The sequence below is a fragment of the Amycolatopsis sp. CA-230715 genome (assembly GCF_018736145.1).
Classification (GTDB): Bacteria; Actinomycetota; Actinomycetes; order Mycobacteriales; family Pseudonocardiaceae; genus Amycolatopsis.
The window spans coordinates 9,689,913-9,711,804 of sequence record NZ_CP059997.1 but is presented as its reverse complement, the minus strand read 5'-3'; the positions used below and the strand labels follow the sequence as shown (position 1 = coordinate 9,711,804).

At 70.7% G+C, this 21,892-nt stretch carries 20 protein-coding genes; 12 read left to right on the top strand and 8 right to left on the bottom strand.

Annotated elements, in window-relative coordinates; all coding sequences use genetic code 11:
• Positions 1–25 precede the first annotated feature (25 nt).
• The 3 genes from HUW46_RS44845 (at position 26) to HUW46_RS44835 (ending at position 2,766) form a co-directional block, all read left to right on the top strand.
• Complete coding sequence (locus HUW46_RS44845) at positions 26–1,021, top strand: DUF4333 domain-containing protein (RefSeq protein WP_215544711.1); 996 nt, start codon at positions 26–28, stop codon at positions 1,019–1,021.
• 95 nt (positions 1,022–1,116) lie between these two features.
• Positions 1,117–1,500: a DUF4333 domain-containing protein gene (locus HUW46_RS44840; RefSeq protein WP_254125580.1), complete on the top strand. Its 384-nt coding sequence runs from the start codon at positions 1,117–1,119 to the stop codon at positions 1,498–1,500.
• Between the two features lie 45 nt (positions 1,501–1,545).
• Positions 1,546–2,766 (top strand): GNAT family N-acetyltransferase, encoded by a 1,221-nt coding sequence (locus HUW46_RS44835; RefSeq protein ID WP_215544710.1) that lies wholly within the window; start codon positions 1,546–1,548, stop codon positions 2,764–2,766.
• A 3-nt stretch (positions 2,767–2,769) separates the two neighbouring features.
• Here HUW46_RS44835 and HUW46_RS44830 read toward each other — a convergent pair whose 3' ends face one another.
• Positions 2,770–3,525, bottom strand: a complete 756-nt coding sequence (locus HUW46_RS44830) for a TetR/AcrR family transcriptional regulator (RefSeq protein WP_215544709.1) — start codon at positions 3,523–3,525, stop codon at positions 2,770–2,772.
• Between the two features lie 15 nt (positions 3,526–3,540).
• Positions 3,541–4,482 (bottom strand): 5'-3' exonuclease, encoded by a 942-nt coding sequence (locus HUW46_RS44825; protein ID WP_215544708.1) that lies wholly within the window; start codon positions 4,480–4,482, stop codon positions 3,541–3,543.
• Positions 4,483–4,587: 105 nt separating this feature from the next.
• On the opposite strand from HUW46_RS44825, the gene HUW46_RS44820 reads away from it, so the two are divergent.
• Genes HUW46_RS44820 through HUW46_RS44805 form a run of 4 tightly spaced genes read left to right on the top strand, consistent with a single transcriptional unit; the run spans position 4,588 to position 6,765 of the window.
• Positions 4,588–5,730 carry a M24 family metallopeptidase gene (locus HUW46_RS44820; protein WP_215544707.1) on the top strand — a complete coding sequence of 381 codons (1,143 nt, stop codon included), beginning with the start codon at positions 4,588–4,590 and terminating at the stop codon, positions 5,728–5,730.
• On the top strand, positions 5,727–6,194 hold the full coding sequence (locus HUW46_RS44815; protein WP_254125578.1) for an Lrp/AsnC family transcriptional regulator: 468 nt from the start codon (positions 5,727–5,729) through the stop codon (positions 6,192–6,194). The genes HUW46_RS44820 and HUW46_RS44815 overlap by 4 nt, the downstream gene beginning before the upstream one ends.
• A gap of 54 nt (positions 6,195–6,248) precedes the next feature.
• Positions 6,249–6,479, top strand: a complete 231-nt coding sequence (locus HUW46_RS44810) for a hypothetical protein (protein ID WP_215544706.1) — start codon at positions 6,249–6,251, stop codon at positions 6,477–6,479.
• Positions 6,466–6,765 (top strand): hypothetical protein, encoded by a 300-nt coding sequence (locus tag HUW46_RS44805; RefSeq protein WP_215544705.1) that lies wholly within the window; start codon positions 6,466–6,468, stop codon positions 6,763–6,765. Before HUW46_RS44810 ends, HUW46_RS44805 begins: the two co-directional genes overlap by 14 nt.
• A 190-nt stretch (positions 6,766–6,955) precedes the next feature.
• Here the strand turns inward: HUW46_RS44805 and HUW46_RS44800 are convergent, their stop codons facing one another.
• Together HUW46_RS44800 and HUW46_RS44795 are read right to left on the bottom strand one after the other, a co-directional pair.
• Positions 6,956–8,038: a GDSL-type esterase/lipase family protein gene (locus HUW46_RS44800; RefSeq protein WP_215544704.1), complete on the bottom strand. Its 1,083-nt coding sequence runs from the start codon at positions 8,036–8,038 to the stop codon at positions 6,956–6,958.
• Positions 8,039–8,083: 45 nt separating this feature from the next.
• Positions 8,084–8,953, bottom strand: a complete 870-nt coding sequence (locus HUW46_RS44795) for a LysR family transcriptional regulator (protein WP_215544703.1) — start codon at positions 8,951–8,953, stop codon at positions 8,084–8,086.
• 90 nt (positions 8,954–9,043) lie between these two features.
• On the opposite strand from HUW46_RS44795, the gene HUW46_RS44790 reads away from it, so the two are divergent.
• A complete protein-coding gene (locus HUW46_RS44790) occupies positions 9,044–9,307 on the top strand; it encodes a YciI family protein (protein ID WP_215544702.1) in 264 nt (87 codons plus the stop codon).
• Positions 9,308–9,311: 4 nt separating this feature from the next.
• On the opposite strand, the gene HUW46_RS44785 is transcribed toward HUW46_RS44790, so the two are convergent.
• From HUW46_RS44785 to HUW46_RS44775, 3 genes are all read right to left on the bottom strand, one after another.
• Complete coding sequence (locus tag HUW46_RS44785) at positions 9,312–10,022, bottom strand: GGDEF domain-containing protein (RefSeq protein WP_215544701.1); 711 nt, start codon at positions 10,020–10,022, stop codon at positions 9,312–9,314.
• An 82-nt stretch (positions 10,023–10,104) separates the two neighbouring features.
• Positions 10,105–11,466 (bottom strand): FAD-binding protein, encoded by a 1,362-nt coding sequence (locus HUW46_RS44780; protein ID WP_215544700.1) that lies wholly within the window; start codon positions 11,464–11,466, stop codon positions 10,105–10,107.
• Between the two features lie 15 nt (positions 11,467–11,481).
• Complete coding sequence (locus HUW46_RS44775; protein ID WP_254125576.1) at positions 11,482–13,749, bottom strand: ATP-binding protein; 2,268 nt, start codon at positions 13,747–13,749, stop codon at positions 11,482–11,484.
• A gap of 419 nt (positions 13,750–14,168) precedes the next feature.
• Between HUW46_RS44775 and HUW46_RS44760 the strand changes: the two genes are divergently transcribed.
• Positions 14,169–15,479 (top strand): OFA family MFS transporter, encoded by a 1,311-nt coding sequence (locus tag HUW46_RS44760; protein ID WP_215544698.1) that lies wholly within the window; start codon positions 14,169–14,171, stop codon positions 15,477–15,479.
• Between the two features lie 6 nt (positions 15,480–15,485).
• Here HUW46_RS44760 and HUW46_RS44755 read toward each other — a convergent pair whose 3' ends face one another.
• A complete protein-coding gene (locus HUW46_RS44755; protein WP_215544697.1) occupies positions 15,486–16,304 on the bottom strand; it encodes a LysR family transcriptional regulator in 819 nt (272 codons plus the stop codon).
• A 316-nt stretch (positions 16,305–16,620) separates the two neighbouring features.
• Here HUW46_RS44755 and HUW46_RS44750 point away from each other — a divergent pair, with 316 nt between their 5' ends.
• The 3 genes from HUW46_RS44750 to HUW46_RS44740 are packed head-to-tail and all read left to right on the top strand — an operon-like array spanning position 16,621 to position 21,739.
• Complete coding sequence (locus HUW46_RS44750; RefSeq protein WP_215544696.1) at positions 16,621–18,351, top strand: thiamine pyrophosphate-binding protein; 1,731 nt, start codon at positions 16,621–16,623, stop codon at positions 18,349–18,351.
• A 12-nt stretch (positions 18,352–18,363) separates the two neighbouring features.
• Positions 18,364–19,593, top strand: coding sequence for a formyl-CoA transferase (frc, locus tag HUW46_RS44745; RefSeq protein WP_215544695.1), 1,230 nt, complete (start codon positions 18,364–18,366; stop codon positions 19,591–19,593).
• 19 nt (positions 19,594–19,612) lie between these two features.
• On the top strand, positions 19,613–21,739 hold the full coding sequence (locus tag HUW46_RS44740; RefSeq protein ID WP_215544694.1) for an acetate--CoA ligase family protein: 2,127 nt from the start codon (positions 19,613–19,615) through the stop codon (positions 21,737–21,739).
• Positions 21,740–21,892 lie beyond the last annotated feature (153 nt).

Here is a 21,892-nt window from a genome sequence, read left to right as displayed (position 1 = left end):
ACGCGACGAATGGCGGAGGGCAGCGATGAGCACGCCGTACGGCGGCAACGACCCGCAGCAGTGGGGGCAGCAGGACCCCCAGGGCGGCGAATCGCGCCCCGGCACGCCGTCGGGCGGGTTCCCCGCGCAGGGCGCGCAATCGCCCTACGGCCAGCCCGAACAGCCGACCGGGATGTACCCGCCGCCGCAAAATCCCCAGCAGCCGCAGTACGGGCAGCAGCCCGAGCCGCAGAGCGGTGGCTACCCCGTGCAGCAGCCGCACCAGAGCGGCGCCTACCCGCCGCCGCAGCAGTACGGTTACGGCCAGCAGAGTGGTGCTTACCCGCCGCAGCAGTTCCCCCAGTACGGGCAGCAACCCGAGCCGCAGAGCGGCGGATATCCGGTGCAGCAGCCGCCATCGGGCGCCTACCCGCCACCTTCCCAGACCGGCGCTTACCCTCCCCAGCAGACGGGCGCGTACCCGCCGCCCCAGCAAAGCGGCGCGTACCCGCCGCAGCAGTTCCCCCAGTACGGGCAGCAACCGGAACCGCAGAGCGGCGGGTACCCGGTGCAGCAGCCGCAGTACGGGCAGCAGCCCGAGCCGCAGAGCGGTGCGTACCCGGTCGCGGATCCGCAGCAGCAGTTCGGCCAGCAGCAGCCCTACGACTTCGGTCAGCAGCAGGGCCAGCCAGGTCAGCAGGCGGGCGAGCCGTCCGGGAAGAAGGGCGGCAAGATCGTCTGGATCACCGTCGCCGCCGTCGTGGTCGTCGTCGCGGCGCTCGGGATCACCGGGTTCTGGAAGCCGGGCTTCTTCGTCAGCAAGGTCTTCGACACCGCCAAGCAGCAACAGGACATCCAGGCGCTGCTGACGAAACCGCCGTACTCGATGCAGAACGTGCAGAGCGTGACGTGCCCGCCCGAGCAGCCGGTCACCGAGGGAAAGACGTTCGACTGCACGGTCAAAGCGGGCGACAAGGAGCAGAAGGTCACCATCACGGTGAAGGACTCCGACGGCAAGTACGAGGTCGGCCAGCCGCAGTGACGGCGGCGGACTCGCCCGTTCGCACGCATGCGGCGGCGACGTGAGGTAGGTTCGTCTCACTTCGTTGCCGATCAACCTGTCGGGGGTGTCCTGCGTTGCGTTTTCGCATCGCGGCGATGGCCGGTGCCGCGCTCGCCGGCCTGCTCGTGACGGGCTGCCAGGACACGGGCCAGAAGCAGCCCGAGTCGAGCCCGCCACCCGCCACGCCGTCGTCGACCGCGAGCTCCGCCGCGCCGTCGACCAGCCTGACGCCGCTGCCGCGGGTCTTCGACCAGGCGGCCATGCAGGACGCCGTGAAGAACGTCCTCACGCAGGCGTACCGCATCGCGGACGTGCAGACCGTGAGCTGCCCCGCGTCACAGGAAGTCAAGCCGGGCAGCAAGTTCGACTGCACGGTCCGGACCGCCGACAAGGAGCGCAAGGTCGGCATCACCGTCAAGGACGCGGACGGCCACTACGAAGTAAGCCAGCCCGACTGACGAAAACCGCGGGCGCCCGCTGCCGGTGGTTGGCATGATCGCGGCATGGGTGACTACGCGGTTCGGCCGCTCCGGAACGAGGAAGAAGAGCGGGCCGCGTTCGGCTTGGCCAAGCTGGTGTTCCACAGCGGCGACTCCGCCGACGAGCGGTGGGAGTTGGAGCGCGACGGCTTCCTCGGTGGCCGGAAGGTCGGCGCGTTCGCCGGGGACACCGTGATCGGCCTCGCCGGTTCGGTCGCCACCACCCTGCGCGTTCCCGGTGGCGCCGACGTCACCGCCGCCGCGGTCGACGGTGTCGTGGTGCGGCCGGACCACACCCGCCGCGGCGTGCTGACCGGGATGATGCGGCGCCAGCTGGACGACTGCGTGGCGCACGGCGAGACCGTCGCGCTGCTCCACGCGAGCGAATCCGCCATCTACGGCCGGTTCGGCTACGGGGCGGCGACCCGCGCCAAGGACGTCCGCGTGCGGAAGGTACGGGCTCGCATCCGTCCGGACGTCCCGTTCGAAGGCCAGGTCAGGCTCCTGATGCCGGAAGAAGCGGTGGAAGCGGTGCCGTCGCTGTACCGGCGGCTCGCGCGGCGGCCCGGGATGATCGAGCGGCCGGAAAGCTGGTGGCACCTCTACGTGCAACGCTTGCTGGGCAAGGTCAGCGGTCAGTACCGCGTGGCGGTGCACCGCGGTGTCGACGGCGATGACGGGTTCGTCGTCTACCAGGTCACCGAGGAACGCTCGATGGACGACCTGTTCGCGGGCGCGGTGCTGGACGTGGGCGATCTGCACGGAGACGGGCCCGCCGCCGTCGCGGGCCTGTGGCGGTTCCTGCTCGGCGTCGACCTGGTGGACCGCGTTCGCGCGCCGGCGCGGCCGCTCGACGAGCACATCGGGGACCTGTTCGCCGAGCCGCGGGCGTGCGAGACCTACCGCGTCGCGGACCACACGTGGGTTCGGCTGGTCGACGTCGAGGCGGCGTTGCGCGCCCGGTCCTACCGGCGGGTCGAACCGGTACTGATCGAAGTGCGGGACGCGTTCCTGCCCGGAAACGAAGGCGTGTACCGGATCGGGAGCGAAGGCGTGGAGCGCGTCGCGGCGCAACCGCAGCTGCGCATGGACGTCGACACCCTCGCGATGCTGTACCTCGGGGATCGACGCGCCGCCTCGCTCGCCGTGCCCGGCCGGATCCAGGTCGAGGACCGCGGCGCGCTCGCACAGGTCGACGAACTCTTCAGCACCCTCGAAAGCCCTTGGTGCGGAACGTTTTTCTAGGCCCTAGGCGCGCGACTCGACGAAGGCTTCGATCCCGTCGAGGACGCGCGCCAGCCCGAATTCGAAGGCGTGGCCGGGAGCGTAGGCGGTGTTGTGCGCCTGGCCGGCCGCGGTGCCGACCCTGGTGGCGACGGGGAAGCGCTCGGGGTCGGCGATCTTCGCCAGCAGCGGCCCGTGCTTCTCCCACCACTGCTCGTCGGTCAGCCCGGTCTCCCGCACCGCCTGCGCCGCGTCGACGGCCGCGCGCACGGCGCTGTCGACGTAACCGAGCACGAGGGTGAGGATCGAGTCCATCTCGACGTCGGTGAGGCCGATGCCGTCGATGGCGCGGAGCTCGTGGTCGTACTTCGCGGTCATGCCCGGTCCGAGCGACGGCCTGCTGGCGCCGATCTGCAGCAGCCAGGGATGCCGGTGGAGCAGTGCGGCGTTCTCGCGGGCCACCTGCTCGAGACGGTCGCGCCAGCCACCGTCCACCGCGGTGCGCGCGGTTTCGCCCTGCACCGCGTCGAGCATGAGGTCGAACAGCTCGGCCTTGCCGGGAACGTAGGTGTAGAGCGACATCGGGCTCACGCCGAGCTCGTCGGCGACCCTGCGCATCGACACCGCCGCCAGGCCTTCGGCGTCGGCGATCGCCACGGCGACCTTGGTCAGCTCCGGCACCGACAGCCGGGCCTTCGGACCGCGAGTGGGGCGCTGCCGCAGGCCCCACAGCAGTTCGAGGCTCCGCTGGGGATCACCGCTGCCGCTGTACTCGGTCACGCGCCACCCGCGAGGTCAGGACCCGACGGCGGCGAGCGCCTCGACGAGCCGGTCGGTGGAACGGCCGAGGTTCCATTGCTCGGCCAGCCGCGTCAGCTCGGCGGGATTCGCGGGCGCGGCCGGGATCGAGCCGTCGCCGGAGGACTTCACCGGCGCGTCCACCGCGACCCGCACGACCGTCGGGGCCACCGCGAGGTAGTCCGCCGCGTCGGCCAGCTTCAACCGCATCTTCAGCGGCACGTCCTTGCTGCTCTCCTTCGCCGCGGTGAGCAGCGCGTCGAGCGAGCCGAACTGGGTGATGAGCTTCGCCGCGGTCTTCTCGCCGATGCCCGCGACCCCGGGCAGGCCGTCGGACGGGTCGCCGCGCAGCGCGGCCATGTCGGCATAGGCGGCGCCCGCCTGCGCGCGCGGCACGCCGTAGCGTTCGGCGATTTCGGTGGGGGTCAGTACTTCCGCCTTCGCCCAGCCCTTGCCGACGTAGATCACCGAGGTCGGGGTCGGCTCGTCGCGCACGAGCTGGAAGAGGTCGCGGTCGCCGGTGACCACCTCGACCGGCGCGGTCGTTTCGTGGTGGGCCAGCGCGCCGATCACGTCGTCGGCTTCGTACCCGGCGGCTTCCGCGGTGGTCAGCCCGGCGGCTGCCAGCACGTCCAGGATGATCGGCACCTGCGGGGTCAGCGTGTCCGGCACCTCCTCCGCGTTTTCCTCGGCATCCGCCACGCGGTGCGCCTTGTAACTGGGCAGCAGGTCCACCCGGAACTGCGGCCGCCAGTCCGCGTCGAGGCACGCCACGAGCCTGCCCGGCCTGCGGTCGACGAGGATGCGCGCGACGGTGTCCACGAACCCGCGGACGGCGTTCACCGGGGTGCCGTCGGGCGCGGTCATCGAGTCCGGCAACGCGTAGAACGAGCGGAAGTACAGTCCGGCGGAGTCGAGGAGGGCCAAGGGTGCGGTCACCCGTACAGCCTGCCATGACGGCGGCGCGGTGGTGCCGAAGCCGCGGGCGTTTCGCCGTCGCGGTGCCCCGCTGACCGGACTCGGGGCGCCGGTTAGAGTCGGGGCATGTCGCGTCGATCCCTGCACACCCCCGCCCCCGAAGCCGAAGTCCTCCGCGCGCGGCTCGACCGCGCCCGCGCCGCCGCGGTCGCCGCCGACACCGACGCGCTGCTCATCGCGCCGGGCTCGGACCTCCGCTACTTCCTCGGCCAGGCTGGCGGGTCGTTCGAGCGGCTGACCACGCTCGTGGTGCCTGCCGAGGGCACGCCGGCGCTGGTGGTGCCGAAGCTGGAGGCCCCCGGTTACGCGGACGTGCCGACCGACGCGCTCGGCGTCGAGGTGCTGACCTGGGTGGACGGCGACGACCCGTTCGGCCTGGTCGCGGGCAGGCTCGGCACGGTCGGCAGGGTCGCGATCAGCGATTTCGCCCCGGCACTGCACGTGCTGTCGCTGCGGGCGGCGCTCGGCGACGCCGAGCAGACGCTGGCCGGTCCGGTCGTGCGCGAGCTGCGGATGCGCAAGGACGCCGCCGAGATCGACGCGCTGCGCAAGGCCGGTGCCGCGATCGACCGGGTGCACGCGCGCATGGGCGAGTGGCTCAAGGCCGGCCGCACCGAGGCAGAGGTGGGCGCGGACATCACCGCGGCCATCGAGGAAGAGGGCCACACGCACGCCGACTTCGTGATCGTGGGGTCCGGGCCGAACGGCGCGAGCCCGCACCACGACGTGTCCGACCGCGTGATCGAGCACGGTGACGTCGTGGTGATCGACATCGGCGGGCCGATCCCGGAGGGCTACAACTCCGATTCCACGCGGACCTACGCGGTGGGGGAGCCGAGGGACTCCGACGTCGCGGAAACCTATGCGGTGCTTCAGCGCGCGCAGCGGGCCGCGGTGGACGCCGTCCGCCCCGGCGCGACGGCCGAGAGCATCGACGCCGCCGCGCGCCAGGTCATCACCGACGCCGGGTTCGGCGAGTACTTCATCCACCGCACCGGGCACGGCATCGGCCTCGACGTGCACGAGGAGCCCTACATCGTGGGCGGCAACGCGCTGCCGCTCGAGGCGGGCATGGCGTTCAGCGTGGAGCCGGGGATCTACCAGGCTGGCCGCTGGGGCGCGCGGATCGAGGACATCGTCGTGGTGACCGAGGACGGTGTGGAGCCGCTCAACACGCGCCCGCACGACCTAGCAGTGCTGCCGCAGTGACCGACGGAAGGGCCGACGGCAGGCTGGAGCCGCTCGACCAGGCCATCGCGCGCGAGCTCGCGGCCGACGGGCGGTGCAGCTTCACCGATCTCGCCGAACGGGTCGGGCTCTCGGTTTCGGCGGTGCACCAACGGGTGCGGCGGCTGGAACAGCGCGGGGTCATCAAGGGGTACTCGGCGCGCCTCGACGGCGAGCAGATCGGCCTGCCGCTGACCGCGCTGATCTCGCTGACCCCGAACGATCCCGGCGCGCCGGACGACTACCCGCAGCGGCTGGAGCACATCACCGAGATCGAGTCGTGCTACTCGGTCGCGGGCGACGAGTCGTACATCCTGCTGGTCCGGGTCGCCTCGCCGCTGGCGCTGGAGGACCTGCTGCGCCGGATCCGCGAGTCCGCGAAGGTGTCGACGCGTACGACGGTGGTGCTGTCCACGCCGTTCGAGGGCCGTTCGCCCACGTTGTGAGCGGTGCGTCCGCATATCGTGGCAATGCGCTTGCGAAGAGGTACGCTAATCGGTATGGCAACACGTAAGGTCACCCTGTCGTTGGACGCGGCCTCGCTCGAGTTCGCCGAGCAGGCGGCCAAGGCGCACGGGGTGTCACTGTCGTCGTGGCTGTCGAAGGCAGCGCGGCGCGAGGCCGTCCGCACCGGGTACCGCCTACCGGTGCGGCACGCCGCCGCGGTCGAGGCGGAAGCCGACGAGACGGAACGGGAACTGGCCGAACAGGAGTTGCGTGCGCAGGGGTGAGATCTGGACCTACCAGCCTCCCACCAAGGCCACCAGGGAACGCACCGTGCTCGTGCTGTCTTCGGACGGCGTGAACGACTCCGAGCGGCCGTGGCTGCTCGGCACCGAGCTGCTCGAAACCGATCCCGGCGACATCCTCGGCGTCCCGCTCGACAGCAGGCTGTGGGTGTCCACGCTGAACGTCACGCGGCTCTACCGGCTTTGGTTCGTCCAGCACGTCGCCGATATCGACCACGGAGTCCAAGAGCAAGTCGACATCGCCTTACGAGCCGCACTCGACCTGTGAAGATTGGCAGTGGTCGGTTTGCGTAGCAGTGCGGGTAGCGGAACCTCAGCCGCCTTCTCACTCCGGGATCTCCAACTCATGAATGCCAATTCACCACGTTGAAGCTGTCCTCGCGAGAAGACGGCTGAGAACCCGCGGCGGTGCGAGTTGATTGCCCACTCAAGCGGCTTCGCCGCTTACAAAATGACCGCTAGCGCGCCTGGGGGATGGTGCTCGCCGCCGCGTGCAGGTTGCCGTCGGCACCGGCGAGGCACGCGGCCGCCGGGTCCGTGGTGCCGAGGAACTCCGTGAGGCATCGCCCGAACTGCTGGTGGCCGGCCGCGTTGGGGTGGAAGGACTCCTGCAGCGCGTGGGAGGCGCGTTCGAGCGCCGCCAGGTCGTTGATCTGCAACTTCAACCGGCTGAACCATTCCTGGCTCGCGTCCGCGCCGCCGCTGCACGCTTCGTGCCCGAGCCCCGCTCGTGAGAGGTCGAGGAACCGCGCGCCCGCCTGTGCGGCGGCCGCGCGCAGGCCGTCGGTCAGCACCCGCACGCCTTCGCCGGCCACCCACTCCAGGTCCTCCGTCCTAAAAGGACAGCCGCTGAGGTTCTGCACCTCCGCCGGGATACCGGGGCCGATCGGTGCCGCGTAGGACTGCAGGACGAGCTGGTAGTCGTCGGGCTGGTAGCCGACGTTCGCGAGGACCTTCTTCACGTCGGCGACCGCGTTGACCACTTTCGGGACCATGGCGTCGATCCTGGCCCGCCAGTCGCGGCGGAGCTTCTGGTTGCACGGTTCGGAACCGGCGAGGAACCATGCTTGGAAGCACCCGGTGACCGCCTGGGAGAAGTGCGGGTCGTCGTTCGCGCCGACCGCGATCACCACGGCGGCGACCCGTTTCGTCTTCGTCAGCGCACCGAGCCGCGCGGCCTGCGAGCCCTCGGTCCACTGGTTGACGTCCCCGAGCGCGACCTGGGCCGACGGCGCGCCGGAGCAGGCGAGGTTGATCTTGTCGATGATTCCGGGCACGTGCGTCTGGGTGACCTCGGCGTTGCGCGAACGATGGCACCAGTTCCCGTTGGCGCCATCGGTTCCTTCGACGTAGTCGCCCGCGGCTTCACCGGACATCGTGCTGTCGCCGAGCGAGACGATCGCGAGCGGGCCGCTGCCGGGCGGGCCCTGCCGCTCGACCGGACCGCGCGAGGTGTCCGGCCCGGAAAGCGCGAAGATCGCGACCAGGCCGGCCACGAAGACGAGAACGCCACCACCGACCCACCACCGATATCTCCGCATCGGTCCCGATTCTACGGATTTCGGCGTGCTCGGGGGCAGACTCGATCAGGGAAGGGCGTCGAAGGTCACCCGCCAGCCGCGGCCCCGCGCGCCGGCGAGCAGATCCGACATGCGGTGCGCGGTGGCGAGCCCGATCCGCTCGCGTGGCGGGTCTTCGCGGAACGGGAGCCAATGGAAGCCGGCCGGGACGGTTTCGCGGGGTCGCAGCGCCACCAGGTTCGGCCGCGTCCGCAACGCGTGCACGAACACCGTGTGGCTCGTGCTGCGCGGCCGATAGGTGTTGGGGCGCCAGGAATGCGCGGCGAGATGGCCGAGCACGGCATCGGCGTACCCCGGCGCGCGCGAGTCGCGGAACCACAGCAGTTCCCGGTGCCGGAGCGCCGCGTAGCCGACGGTCTCCTTCGCCGCGAGCTCGTCGTCGTCCGCGACGACCACGCCGAGCGGTTCGTCCGAAACCTCGGCGACGAACAGGCCGTCGGTGTTCGCGGGGAGCCGGAGCAGCCCGAAATCCAGCTCGCCGGACTTCAGCAGCGCGGTCTGGCGCACGGTGTCGACGGATTCGAGCACGGTGTCGGCCCCGAGCGCCGATTCGACGTCGGCCAGCACCGTCGGGGTGAGCCCGGCGCAGACTCCGACCGTGCGGCGCGGCGGGGTCTCCCGCACGGTTTCGATGACGGCGCGAAGATCGGCGAGCACGCGCTGGACACCGGCGAGGAAGGTTTCACCGGCCGTGGTCAGCTCCATACCGCGCGGGCTGCGCTGGAACAGCGGCACGTCGAGCCTGCGTTCGAGCTCGGCGATCTGCTGGCTCAGGCTCGGCTGCGCGATCCGCAGGCGGCGGGCCGCCTCGGTCACGGTGCCGGACTCGGCGACCGCCGCGAAGTACCGCAGCTGCCGCAGCTCGATCCCGGTCATAGGTTCAGCCTATACCGCCATCGGAACCCGGTCTTGGACATCGGCGACGCGGCGAGATTGGCTGGACTTCACCACACCGATGGAGGGCCGATGTTCCTTGTCACGCTCGACTACACCGATCCGGCCCGGATCGACGAACTCCTCGACGAGCACTACTCGAATCCGGACGGGGCGTTCGCACGCGGGCTCGTCCGGCTGGCGGGACGGCGGGAACCCCGCACCGGCGGGCTGATGATCCTGGACGGCACCAGGGCGGAGGTGGATGCCGCGGTCGCCGCCGACCCGTTCGTGCGGTACGGCGCCGCGAAGGCGACCGTCGTCGAATTCCACCCGACCCGCGGGACGTTCGCCTGACCGCTCAGGCGTCGGTGAACCGGAACGCCGAGACGGTGTCCACGCCGGGCAGCAACCGGAGCCGTCGCTTGCCCTCCTCGGCGGGCGGGCGCGGCGGCCTGCTCCCGATCACCCGCAGCCGTCCGCGGCCGCGCTGCTTGGCATCGCGCAGCGCCGCGTCCGCGCGGAGGATGAACCGCGACAACGCTGTGTCGTGCCCGGGGTCGAACACGGCGAGACCGGCCGACGCGGTGAGCCCGGTGAGGGTGGTCGTGGTACCGGAAATCGTGTCGACGCGGACGGTCGCGGCGGTCAGCGCCGCCATCGCGCGCGTGGCGATCCGGTGTGCCACCGGCAGTCCCGCGCCGGGCAGCAGAAGCAGGAACTCGTCGCCGCCGTAGCGCCCGACGACGTCCTCGCGGCGCGTGTGCGTGGCCAGCGCGGTGCCGACCGCGCGCAGGGCGTCGTCCCCGGCGAGGTGCCCGAGCACGTCGTTGATCTGCTTGAACCGGTCGAGATCGAGCATCAGCAGCGCGAGGTCGTCGCCGCGCGCGCGTGCTTCGGCGAACAGCGGCTCCGCGGTGTCGGTCCAGCCCCAGCGGTCGAAGAGCCCGGTGAGCCGGTCGATCGTGACCGGCTGGGCCAGCGCCTGCCCGCAGGCGCAGCAGTGGGGACCGTGGGCAGCCGGGGTGGCGGACCGCACCGGTCCGCCGCAGGTCTGCTCGACAGTCTGCATGCGTCTCACTATCCGCAGTGACCGCGCGCGCTGTCGAGCGTTGCCCGTCGCCTCTTGGGAAACAGCCAGTTCGGGGCCGATCTCAGCGCGTGATCGGCTGGGTCCGCCACAGCCCGGGGCGGGGGGTGAGGACGCCGCGCGGATCGTGCTCGGCCTTCGCCGCCTCGACCCGCGGCCACAGGGCACCGTAGTGCGCGGCCCACTGGTGCGGGTCGAGCGATGGCGGGCCGATCGGGTAGAGCGTGCCACCCACCCGGAGAACGTACTCGTACAGGCGCCGGTTGCGTTCGGCCATTCGGCCGATCGCGGTGTCGTCACCGGGATCCGCGGTCACCAGCAGCGCGAACAGGAACACCAGCGGCTCGTCCGGTACCCGCAGCAGCGGTGTGGTGAGCAGTTCGCGGCGCAGCGGATAGGTCAGGACGAGGCCGAAGTTCTCCAGATCGGCGGGGGTCAGTTCGGCCAGCACGGTCTCGATGAACCCGTCGGCGGCGGAGTCCGGCACGAACACGTTGAGCCACGGATGCGGCAGGCCCCATTCGGCGGTTTCCTTGCGAAGCGCCACACCCGGCGCGAGGCGGTCGAGGAACTCGGCGTAGCTCGTATCGGTGACTTCGACGGCGTCGCGGTCGTGCGCGAGCCCGCGCACCAGCTCCTCGTTGTCCACATCGGACAGTGAGTCGGCGAACGCGGCGGCCTCCACCTGGTAGGCGAGCGTGCCGTCCTCGGTGAACCCGGCGAACCCTTCGATGTAGTCGAACCGGCCTTCGAGGACGAGCCGCCGCTGGTCCGCGGTGAACGCCCGCAGATCGGTGTGGGGGAGCCGGAAGCACCGCGCCTTCCCGCGCGCGGGCTGCGCTTTGATCGTGGCACCGACCACGATGCCCGCCTGCCCCAGCCCGGCGCGCACCGCGTCGAACAGGCCGGGATTCCGCTCCGCCGAACAGGTGACGACCTCGCCGGTGCCGGTGACCACCGTCAGGTCGAGCACGGTGTCGGTCTGCGCGCCGTGCCGGTGGGTGGTCCCGCCGACGCCGCCGACCGACAGCGTTCCGCCGACCGTGGTCTCGAGGTAGTCGGTGAACACCGGCGGGGTCAGGCCGCGCGCGATCGTCGCCGCCGCGACCTCGCTCCACAAGGCGCCCGCGTCGACGGTCACGCGGTCTTCGCCGATTTCGCGCACCTGGTTCAGCGACCGCATGTCGAGCACGACACCGCCGTCGACCTGTGCCTGGCCGTTCATCGAATGCCCCGCGCCGCGCGCGCTCACCGGCATCCCGTGCTCGCCAGCCCAGCGCACCACCGCGACGACGTCGTCGACCGAACCGGGGCGGACGACCGCCGCGGGCTTCCGGCTGACGTGCCCACCGAAGTCGCGCGCCGCCGCGTCGAGGGCTTCGCCGTCGGTGCGCACTTCCCCGTCGGCCACGCCGAAGTCGGCCATCTGATGTCTCCTTCGTCAGTCCGGCTCGGGATCGGTCATCGCGGCGTACCTGGCGAGCACGTCCTCGGTGCGCGGATCGCCGAGCGCCTCGAGGATTTCGACCGCCTGGCGGCGGGAATCGAGTGCTTCGTCGTGCTCGCCGAGATCGTCGAGCACCGCGGCGAGGCTGTCGAGCGCGAGCGCCTCGCCCTGGTGGTCGCCCGCCTGCCTGCTGATCGTCACCGACTCGCGGACGTACTCGAGCGCACGCTCGGACTGCCCCGCTTCGCGGAGCACGGCGGCGAGCTTCGTGCCCGCGTAGCCCTCGCCGTGGCGGTCGCGAAGCTCGCGGAACATCGTCACCGATCGGCTCAACTCGTCCAGCGCGGTGGTCAGCGCTCCGCGCTCCCTGGAGAGATCCGCGAGCCCGGCGAGGCACAGCGCCTGGCCGAGCAGGTCGCCCGAACCGTCGAAATAGGACAGTGCGCGGCGGTAGTGCTCGCCTGCGGTGTCGTGGCGGGCGACCGCGTGCGAGGCGATGCCGAGCGCGTAGTCGACCCAGGCCCTGCCCCAGTCGTCGCCCTGTTCCTCGCGCATGGCGAACGCGGCTTGCAGGTACTCGAACGACTTGTCGAACCGCCGCAGATCGGTGTGGGCGAGCCCGAGGTTCAGCCGCGCCCACGCCTCGGCGCGCCGGTCGCCGGTGCGCACGCTCGCGGCGAGCGCGATCTCGTGCGACTCGATCCACAGCGTCCAGCGCTTGCCGACGTGGAAGTAGTCCCACAGCACGATCGGCAGCTTCCAGGCGAGATCGTCCAGCCCGTGCTCGTAGGCCTGCCGCGTCGCGGCGACCACGTTCTCGCACTCGGTTTCGCACCAGGTCAGCGCGTCGCGGTAGCTGGTGAACGCGGCAGGGTGGAGCGGGTCGTCCAGCGCGGCGGTCAACGGCGGATGCCATGGCGGGGCGAGGAAACCGGTCGCGGCGGCGGCCGAGCGGAGGTACCACGTCACGAGCCGCCGCACCGCGGCCTCCCGTGATTCGGCGGTTTCGCGCGCCGCCGCCTGCTCGCGCGCGTACAACCGCACGAGGTCGTGGAAGCGGAACCGGTCCGGTCCGCATTCCGCGATCAGGTGCACGCTGCTGAGCTGGGTGAGCAGCCGGCCCGCCGCCCTCGGCGAGTCGCCGAGCAGCGCGGCCGCGGCGCCGGTGCTGAACTCGGGGCCCACGTGCAGGCCGAGCAGCCGGAACAACCGCGCGGTGTCCTCGGGCAGCGCGCGGTAGGACCACGAGAACACGGTCCGCACCGCGGTGCTCGCGTCGTCGGTGACGGTCAGGACGTCCAGCCGGTCCCGCTCGTCGTCGAGATCGCGGACCAGATCGGACAACCGCAGGTGCGGCCTGCTGCCCGCGCGCTCCGCGGCGATCCGCAGCGCGAGCGGGTGGCAGGCGCACTGGTTCGCGAGCACGTCCACCGCGGTCGCCTCGGCACGGGCCCGGTCATCGCCGATGCCGTGCCGCAGCAGCGCCACCGCTTCCGGTCTCGGCAGCGCGTCGAGGACCAGCCGCCGCGCGCCCTCCCTGGCGACGAGCCCCGACAGCGAAGCCCGCGAGGTCACCACCACGAGGCAGTCCGGGGAGCTGGGCAGCAGCGGCCGCACCTGATCGGCGGAGATGGCGTTGTCCAGCACGACGAGCACGCCGCGCCGGTCGAGGCGGGTGCGGAACAGCGACGCCCTGCCTTCGAGCGAGTTCGGGATTATTTCCGCGGGGATGTTGAGTGCGCGCAGAAAATAATCGAGCACGTCTTCGGCGGATACCGGTTTGTTCTGCGGGTCGTACCCGCGCAGGTTGGCGAAAAGCGTGCCGCCGGGAAAACGGGCGCGCATGCTGTGCGCCCAGTGCACGGCGAGCGCGGTTTTCCCGACACCGGGCGCACCGCTGATGGTGACGACGGCCGCGCCACCGGCCCTGAATTCGTCGAGCCTGTTCTTCTCGGTGCGGCGGCCGACGAATCCGGCGGTTTCGGCGGGTAATTGCGACGGGCGGAGCGAAAACTGTTCCCGAATGGTTCCCCTGACCAGGTCGAGCAGTTTTCCGTCGGCTTCGAGCGCGACGTCGCAGGCCTGGGCGATCGCGAAGGTCACCGGCTTTTCCCCGGTTTCGACCTTGCTGAGATAACCCTTGCTGTAGTTGGCAAGGCGGGACAGTTCGGTCAGCGAAAGGCCACGGCTGGTCCGCCGCTGCCGCAGCGCCTCGCCGAAGGCCACCCTGGTGATGCCACCTCGCGGGCTTCCTGACAGCACGTCTCCCCTTACCGGCCCAATCGCCCGTCTGCACCAGCGCCGCGGCCGCCGTTCCAGCGGCGGTTTCGGACGCAGGTCACGGCATGTAGTTGTGCTCGGCGTGCGGGTGGTGTTTCCCGCCGTCCGGGTGAGCGCCCGCGATCGGCGAAAACGGTCCGTGAGCCGAGGTGAATCGGCCCGGCCGCGCGCACCAGGAAAGGCTAACAGGTGCCCGTTCGCGGGGAAGTGGGCCAATAGTTTCACGCCGCGCGGATCGGTGGCCGATCGGTGATTCACCGGTGCGCTCGCAATCGGTCCCTCCGGTGCAATCCGCCGCGCTGGTTCCGGTGCCGCGGGGGCGAGTGGTGGACATCGCGGCAGGACGGGAGCACACTGAGACGATTCCATACTGCATACAGTCTACAAAGAAGGAGGCGGGGATGTCCGAGATCCGTGAGCTCCAGGACGTCTACGGGCGGCGGTACCGGGTCGGGGAGACCGATCTCGAGCTGCTCGGCCGCCCCCGCGCCTGGATGGCCTGGCTCGCCGCGGCCGCGATGTTCGCGGCGGGTGTGCAGCAGTACGGCTTCGGCGTGCTCGCGCCGGTGCTCACCCGGGTGCACGGCTGGACCTTCGGTGAAATCGTGCCCTCACTGGCGGTGTGGGCGATCTGCCAGGCGGGGGTGGTGTTCCCGGCCGCGTGGCTGCGGGAGCGCGGGATCCTGCCCCCGGCGGCGGCGATGACGACCGGCGCGGTGCTGTGTGCGGCGGGGCTGGTCACCCTCGGCCACGCGAGTGGCCTCGCCGCCGTGTTCGTCGGCTACTCGGTCCTCGGCGGACTCGGTACCGGACTGGTCTACGCCACCTGCGTCGGCGCGGTGCTCGCCTGGTTCCCCGACCGCACCTCCGCGCGTGTCGGCGTGGTGAGCGGGGCTTTCGCTTGCGGGAGCGTGCCTTTCGTGCTGCTGGTGAACGCGGTGCCGGGGGAGCGGGCGCTCCTGCTCGACGGCACCGCCGCGGTGACACTGCTCGTGATCGCGGGATGCGGGGCGCTGCTGCGGTTCCCGCCCCGGCATTGGTGGCCGGAGACCCCGGAGCCGCGTGCCTGGGCGTTGGACAAGGCGCACAACCGGAACCCGGCGATCCGGCACTACCGGCCGTCCGAACTCCTCCGCTGCCCGGTCACGCGCTCGCTGTACCTCGTCGTCGCGCTGGCCGCCGCCGTGCTGCTGTTCGACCTCGGCTACGTCGCGACGTTCGTCGCCGCGCGTGGTGGCACGGGGCTCGCCGCGGCCGCGCTGGCGGTGCTGGCCGGGGTGACCGGTGGCGGCCGCGTGCTGCTGGGCTGGCTGTCGGACCGGCTGGGCAGGCGCCGGGTCCTGCGCCTGGCACTGGCCGCGGGCGGGATCGCGCAGTTCACCCTGTACTACTCGGGCGACCACGGGCACCCGGCCGGTGTGCTGGCTGGGGTCGCGCTGGCGGGCCTCGGCAACGGGTGCTGCTACGCGCTGCTGGCCGGTTTGGTCCGCGAGTACTTCGGTGAGGAGTCCGTGCCGCAGAACTTCGGGCTCCTCTACACCGCGAAGGCGGTGGGGGCCCTGTTCGGGATCGGGCTGGCGGCGCTCGTGGTCGCCACGCACGGCTATCTGACCGCGTTCGCGGCCGCCGGCGTGCTCAGCATCGCCGGTGCCCTGCTGACCGGACGGCTCGCGCAGCCGGGAAGGCCGCGCTCGTTGCTGCCGTCGGCATGACGGTGCTCAGGCAAGGTGCGCGACGACCGCCGCCGCGGCCGGTGGGAGGTCCGGCCGGTGCGCGGCGGCGAGCCGCCACGACAGCGGCGGGTCGAACCGGCGCGCGGTGAGATCGGGGAACCGCTCCGCGGTCGACGCGGGGAGCACGCAGGCGGCCACCCCGTCGCGGACCAGCGCCGTCGCCGTCGCGAGGTCGTCCACCTCGATCGAGACGGCCCGGCCGGGAAACGCCTCCTCAACCGCGGCGCGGATCGCCCAGCCCGCCGGGAAGTCCACAAGCGACAGTCCGGTCAGATCGCTTCGCGCGGGGGCGCCCGCGCCGGACGCGGTGACCACGACCAGTTCCTCCTTGTGCAGCGGCCGGGTGACCATGCCGTCGAACGCGGTGTCCGGCACGGTCAGTGCGATGTCCACAGTGGACTGGTCGAGGGCGCGGGCCAGCGCGTCACCCGCGAGCTGGCGCACCTCGACGCGCAACCGGGGCCGTGCCAGCCTGAGCGTGGCGAGGACACGGGCCAGGTCGACCAGCACCCCTTGGCGGACACCGAGTACGACCGTGCCGTCCGTGGCGGGGGCTTCGACGGCGGCCCGTGCCCGCTCGACGGCTTCCAGTGCCGCTCGCGCGGCGGGGATGAACGCCTCTCCGGCCGGGGTCAGCGCGACGCGGTGGGTGGTGCGCTGGAACAGCGGTGTGCCGAGATCCCGTTCCAGTGCCCTGACCACGGTGGACACCGTGGACTGACCGGTGCGCAGGCGGTGCGCGGCGGCGGTGAACCCGCCTTCCTCGGCGACCGCGACCACCGCGGAGAGCTGTCGAAGGTCCATCCGTCGTCCTCCCGGGGGCGTGCGGTTTTCCCTTTGCCACAGCGAAATGCGGGCTGTCCGCCCGCACGCCGGATGGCAGGAAGCACCCGTGTCCCGGACATGCCTGGCCGATCCCCGCCGCCGGGAAAAAAGCCTGGTTGTGGCCCTGGACACGGGCTTCTCGAAGGGTGACTATATGCCTACCCCATACGGTATGCAATCTACAGTCTGCCGCGTTGAGGGCCGCTGACCTCGGTGTACGGGGACGGCAGGCGCGCTGCCGGCGAGTGGAGCGCTCGGATCAGAGAGGTCCGGCGCGGACCAAAGGAGTTGAGCAATGGCGCTGACCACGACCGGGACCACCGAGGACGGCGAGACGGCACCGCCCGCGACCGAAACGGAGCCGGTCGTCTCCGGCGGGCACCTGGTGGCGAAGGCGCTGAAGGCCGAAGGCGTCGACACGATCTTCACCCTGTGCGGCGGGCACATCATCGACATCTACGACGGCTGCGTCGACGAGGGCATCGAGGTCATCGACGTCCGCCACGAGCAGGTCGCCGCGCACGCGGCGGACGGGTACGCCAGGATCACCGGCAAGCCGGGCTGCGCGGTGGTCACCGCGGGGCCGGGTACGACCGACGCCGTGACCGGCGTGGCCAACGCGCTGCGCGCGGAGAGCCCGATGCTGCTGATCGGCGGGCAGGGCGCGCTGACGCAGCACAAGATGGGCTCGCTGCAGGACCTCCCGCACGTGGACATGATGGCGCCGATCACGAAGTTCGCCGCCACCGTGCCGCACACCGCGCGGGTCGCCGACCTGGTGTCGATGGCGTTCCGCGAGGCGTACCACGGCGCGCCTGGACCGTCCTTTTTGGAGATTCCGCGCGACGTGCTCGACGCGAAGGTGCCGGTGTCCACCGCCCGTGTCCCGGAAGCGGGGCGGTACCGCGCCTCCACCCGCAACGCGGGCGATCCCGCCGACGTCGAGCGGCTCGCCGATCTGCTGGTGCACGCGAAGAAACCGGCGATCCTGCTGGGTAGCCAGGTCTGGACCACGCGCGCCACCGAGCAGGCCGTCGACCTGGTGCGCGCGCTGAACATCCCGGCCTACATGAACGGCGCCGGGCGCGGCACCCTGCCACCCGGCGACCAGCACCACTTCCAGCTTTCGCGGCGGTACGCCTTCGACAACGCCGACGTGATCGTCATCGTGGGCACGCCGTTCGACTTCCGGATGGGCTACGGCAAGCGGCTCTCGCCCGACGCGACCGTGGTGCAGGTCGACCTCGACTACCGCACCGTCGGCAAGAACCGCGACATCGACCTCGGCATCGTCGGCGACGCCGGACAGGTGCTGGCCGCCGTCGCCGAAGCCGCGTCGGGACGAACGGACAACGGGGCCGTCTCGCGGAAGCCCTGGCTCGAGGAACTGCGGGCGGTGGAGGAGAAGGCGAAGCAGAAGCGGCTGCCGCAGCAGCATTCCGACGCCTCGCCCATCCACCCATACCGGCTGGTGCACGAGATCAACGAATTCCTCACCGAGGACTCGATCTACATCGGCGACGGCGGGGACATCGTCACCTTCTCCGGTCAGGTCGTGCAGCCGAAGGCGCCGGGGCATTGGATGGACCCCGGTCCACTCGGGACACTCGGCGTCGGGATCCCGTTCGTGCTGGCCGCGAAGCACGCCCGGCCGGACAAGGAGGTCGTCGCGCTGTTCGGCGACGGCGCGTTCAGCCTCACCGGATGGGACTTCGAGACGCTGGTTCGGTTCGACCTCCCGTTCGTCGGGATCGTCGGGAACAACTCGTCGATGAACCAGATCCGCTACGGGCAGGCGCAGAAGTACGGCCAAGGGCGCCAGCGCGTCGGCAACACGCTCGGGGACGTTCCCTACGACGAGTTCGCGCGGATGCTCGGCGGCTACGGCGAAGAGGTGCGCGATCCGGCGGACATCGGACCCGCGCTGCTGCGCGCACGGGAGTCCGGCAAGCCGTCGCTGATCAACGTGTGGGTCGACCCGGACGCGTACGCGCCGGGAACCATGAACCAGACCATGTACAAGTGAGCGGAGGCAGTCATGGGCAAGGCACTCGAAGGCGTTCGCGTACTCGACATGACGCACGTGCAGTCCGGCCCGTCGTCGACCCAGATACTGGCCTGGCTCGGCGCGGACGTGATCAAGCTGGAGACCCCCGGCCGCGGTGACATCACGCGTGGGCAGCTCCGGGACGTGCCGGGGGCGGACAGCCTGTACTTCACGATGCTGAACTCCAACAAGCGCAGCATCACGTTGAACATGAAGAGCGCGGAGGGCAAGGAGGTCTTCGAAAAACTGGTGTCCACAGTGGACGTCCTGGTGGAGAACTTCGGACCGGGCGTCGTGGACCGCTTCGGCTATCCGTGGGAGCGGCTCGCCGAGCTGAACCCCCGGCTGGTCTACGCCTCGATCAAGGGCTTCGGCCTCGGTCGCTACTCCGGTTTCAAGGCCTACGAAGTGATCGCGCAGGCGATGGGCGGCGCGATGAGCACCACCGGTTTCGAGGACGGGCCACCGACCGCGACCGGCGCGCAGATCGGCGACTCGGGCACCGGGATCCACCTGGTGGCCGCGATACTCGCCGCGCTGTACCAGCGCACGAGCACCGGGCGCGGTCAGCGCGTGCAGGTCGCCATGCAGGACGCGGTGCTCAACCTGTGCCGGGTGAAGCTGCGCGACCAGCAGCGGCTGGCGCACGGCCCGCTGCAGGAGTACCCGAACGACAACTTCGGCGACGAGGTGCCGCGCTCCGGCAACGCCTCCGGTGGCGGCCAGCCCGGCTGGGCGGTGAAATGCGCGCCGGGCGGGCCCAACGACTACATCTACGTGATCATCCAGCCGGTGGGCTGGGGACCGCTCACCGAACTGATCGGAAAACCGGAACTCGCCAGCGATCCGGCATGGGCGACCCCGGAGGTCCGGCTGTCCAAACTGGACAAGGCGTTCGCGCTCGTCGAGGAGTGGACGGAAAGGCACACCAAGTGGGAAGTGATGGAGGCGCTCAACGCCCGTGACATCCCGTGCGGGCCGATCCTGTCGACGAAGGAGCTGATCGAGGACGAAACGCTCGCCGAACTCGGTTCCGTGGTCGAGGTGCCGCATCCGGAGCGGGGCAGCTTCAAGACCGTCGGCTGCCCGCTGAAGCTGTCGGACTCCCCGGTGGAGGTCGAGCGGTCACCGCTGCTCGGCGAGCACAACGACGAGGTCCTCGGCGACCTCGGCTACACCCCCGAGCAACTCGAAAACCTCCGCGCCGCGGGCGTCATCTAGAGACGGGACTGAGAAAGCCATGCCGGACAAGGAACTCGTCCAGCGGATACTGGACAGCGCGGCGGCCGAGGGCAGGTCCTCGCTGACCGCCCCGGAGGGCAGGCTGGTGTGCGAGGCCTACGGGATCGCGACACCGGTCGAACGCCTCGCCACCACCTTCGGCGAAGCGATGAAGCACGCTGACGACATCGGCCTCCCGGTGGTGCTGAAGATCGTGTCACCGGACATCGTGCACAAGACCGAAGCCGGGGGAGTGCTCGTCGGCCTCGACTCGCTCGACCGGGTTTCGGAAGGGTTCCGGACCATCGTCGCCAACGCGAGGGCCTACGACCCCGGCGCGGAGATTCTCGGCGTGCAGGTCCAGGCGATGCTCACCGGCGGCCAGGAGGTGATCATCGGCTCGGTCACCGATCCGACGTTCGGCAAGATCGTCGCGTTCGGACTCGGCGGGGTGCTCGTGGAGGTGTTGAAGGACATCACCTTCCGGCTCGCCCCGACCAGCGAGGAAGAGGCGCTGTCGATGCTCGACGGCATCGGCGCGGCCGCCGTGCTGCGCGGGGTGCGCGGTGCGGAACCGGTGGACCGCGACGCGCTCGCCGGGATCATCCACCGGCTCGGCGCGCTCGTCACGGACTTCCCCCAACTGTCCGAAGTGGACCTGAACCCGGTGCTGGCGACGGCATCGGGCGCGACCGCGGTCGACGTCCGGATGCTGGTGGACGCCGACGCGGCGGAGGAACCGTCCCGGTTCACCCAGGACGAGATCCTGACCGCGATGAACCGGATCATGAAACCGGCCTCGATAGCGGTGATCGGGGCGTCCGCCGAGGCGGGGAAGATCGGCAACTCGGTCATGCGGAACCTGGTCGACGGCGGCTACGCGGGGGAGATCCACCCGATCAACCCGAAAGCGGACGAGATACTCGACCGCAAGGCGTACGCGAGCATCGGCGACGTACCGGGCGAGGTCGACGTCGCCGTGTTCGCCATTCCGGCGAAATTCGTCCCGGCGGCCTTGACCGAAGCGGGCGAAAAGGGTGTGGCCGGCGCGATCCTGATCCCGTCCGGTTTCGGGGAAACGGGGAACGTCGCGTTGCAGGACGAGGTCGTCGCGATCGCGCGGCGCCACGGAATGCGCGTGCTCGGGCCGAACATCTACGGCTACTACTACACACCGGAAAACCTGTCCGCGACGTTCTGCACCCCCTACGACGTCAAGGGCGGTGTCGCGCTGACTTCGCAGAGCGGCGGAATCGGGATGGCGATACTCGGGTTCAGCCGGTCGGCGAAGATGGGCGTGTCCGCGATCGTCGGTGTCGGGAACAAGGCGGATATCGACGAGGACGACCTGCTCACCTTCTTCGAACACGACGAGCACACCGAACTGGTCGCGATGCACCTGGAGGATCTCAAGGACGGCAGGGCTTTCGCGGAGACGGCGAAACGGGTTTCGGCCCGCAAACCGGTGGTCGTGCTGAAGGCGGGCAGGACCGCGCAGGGCGCGAAGGCGGCGGGCTCGCACACCGGCGCGCTGGCCGGTGACGACCGGGTCTACGACGACATCCTGCGGCAGAGCGGCGTGCTCAGGGCGCCGGGGCTCAACGACATGCTGGAGTACGCGCGCGGCATCCCGCTCCTGCCGACGCCCGCGGGGGAGAACGTCGTGATCATCACCGGCGCGGGCGGCTCCGGCGTGCTGCTGTCGGACGCCTGCGTGGACAACGGCCTCGACCTGATGACCATCCCGCCCGATCTGGACGCGGCGTTCCGCGAGTTCATCCCGCCGTTCGGCGCGGCGGGGAACCCGGTCGACATCACCGGTGGCGAACCGCCGTCGACCTACCGGAACACCATCGCGCTCGGCCTCGCCGACGACCGCGTGCACGCGTTGGTGCTCGGGTACTGGCACACCATCGTCACCCCGCCGATGGTGTTCGCGGAACTGGTGTCCGAAGTGGTCGCCGAATACCGCGCCAAGGGCATCCGTAAACCCGTCGTCGCCTCCCTTTCCGGCGACGTGGAGGTCGAAGAAGCCAGCGCGCTGCTCTACGAAAACGGTGTTGTGGCTTATCCGTACACGACCGAGAAACCGGTTGCGGTCCTCGGTGCGAAATACCGGTGGGCGCGGGCGGCCGGGCTGCTCTGAGCCCGGTGATCGTTTCCGATTTCGGGTGAGGAGGCGTATGTTGCCCGACACTTGACGGTCCGAAAAGGAACAGGGGCGGAAGCAGGGGGTGGCGCGGGTACGAGCGGTCGTGCCGCGCGGAACACCACTAACGAGGACTTGCAGTCAATGATG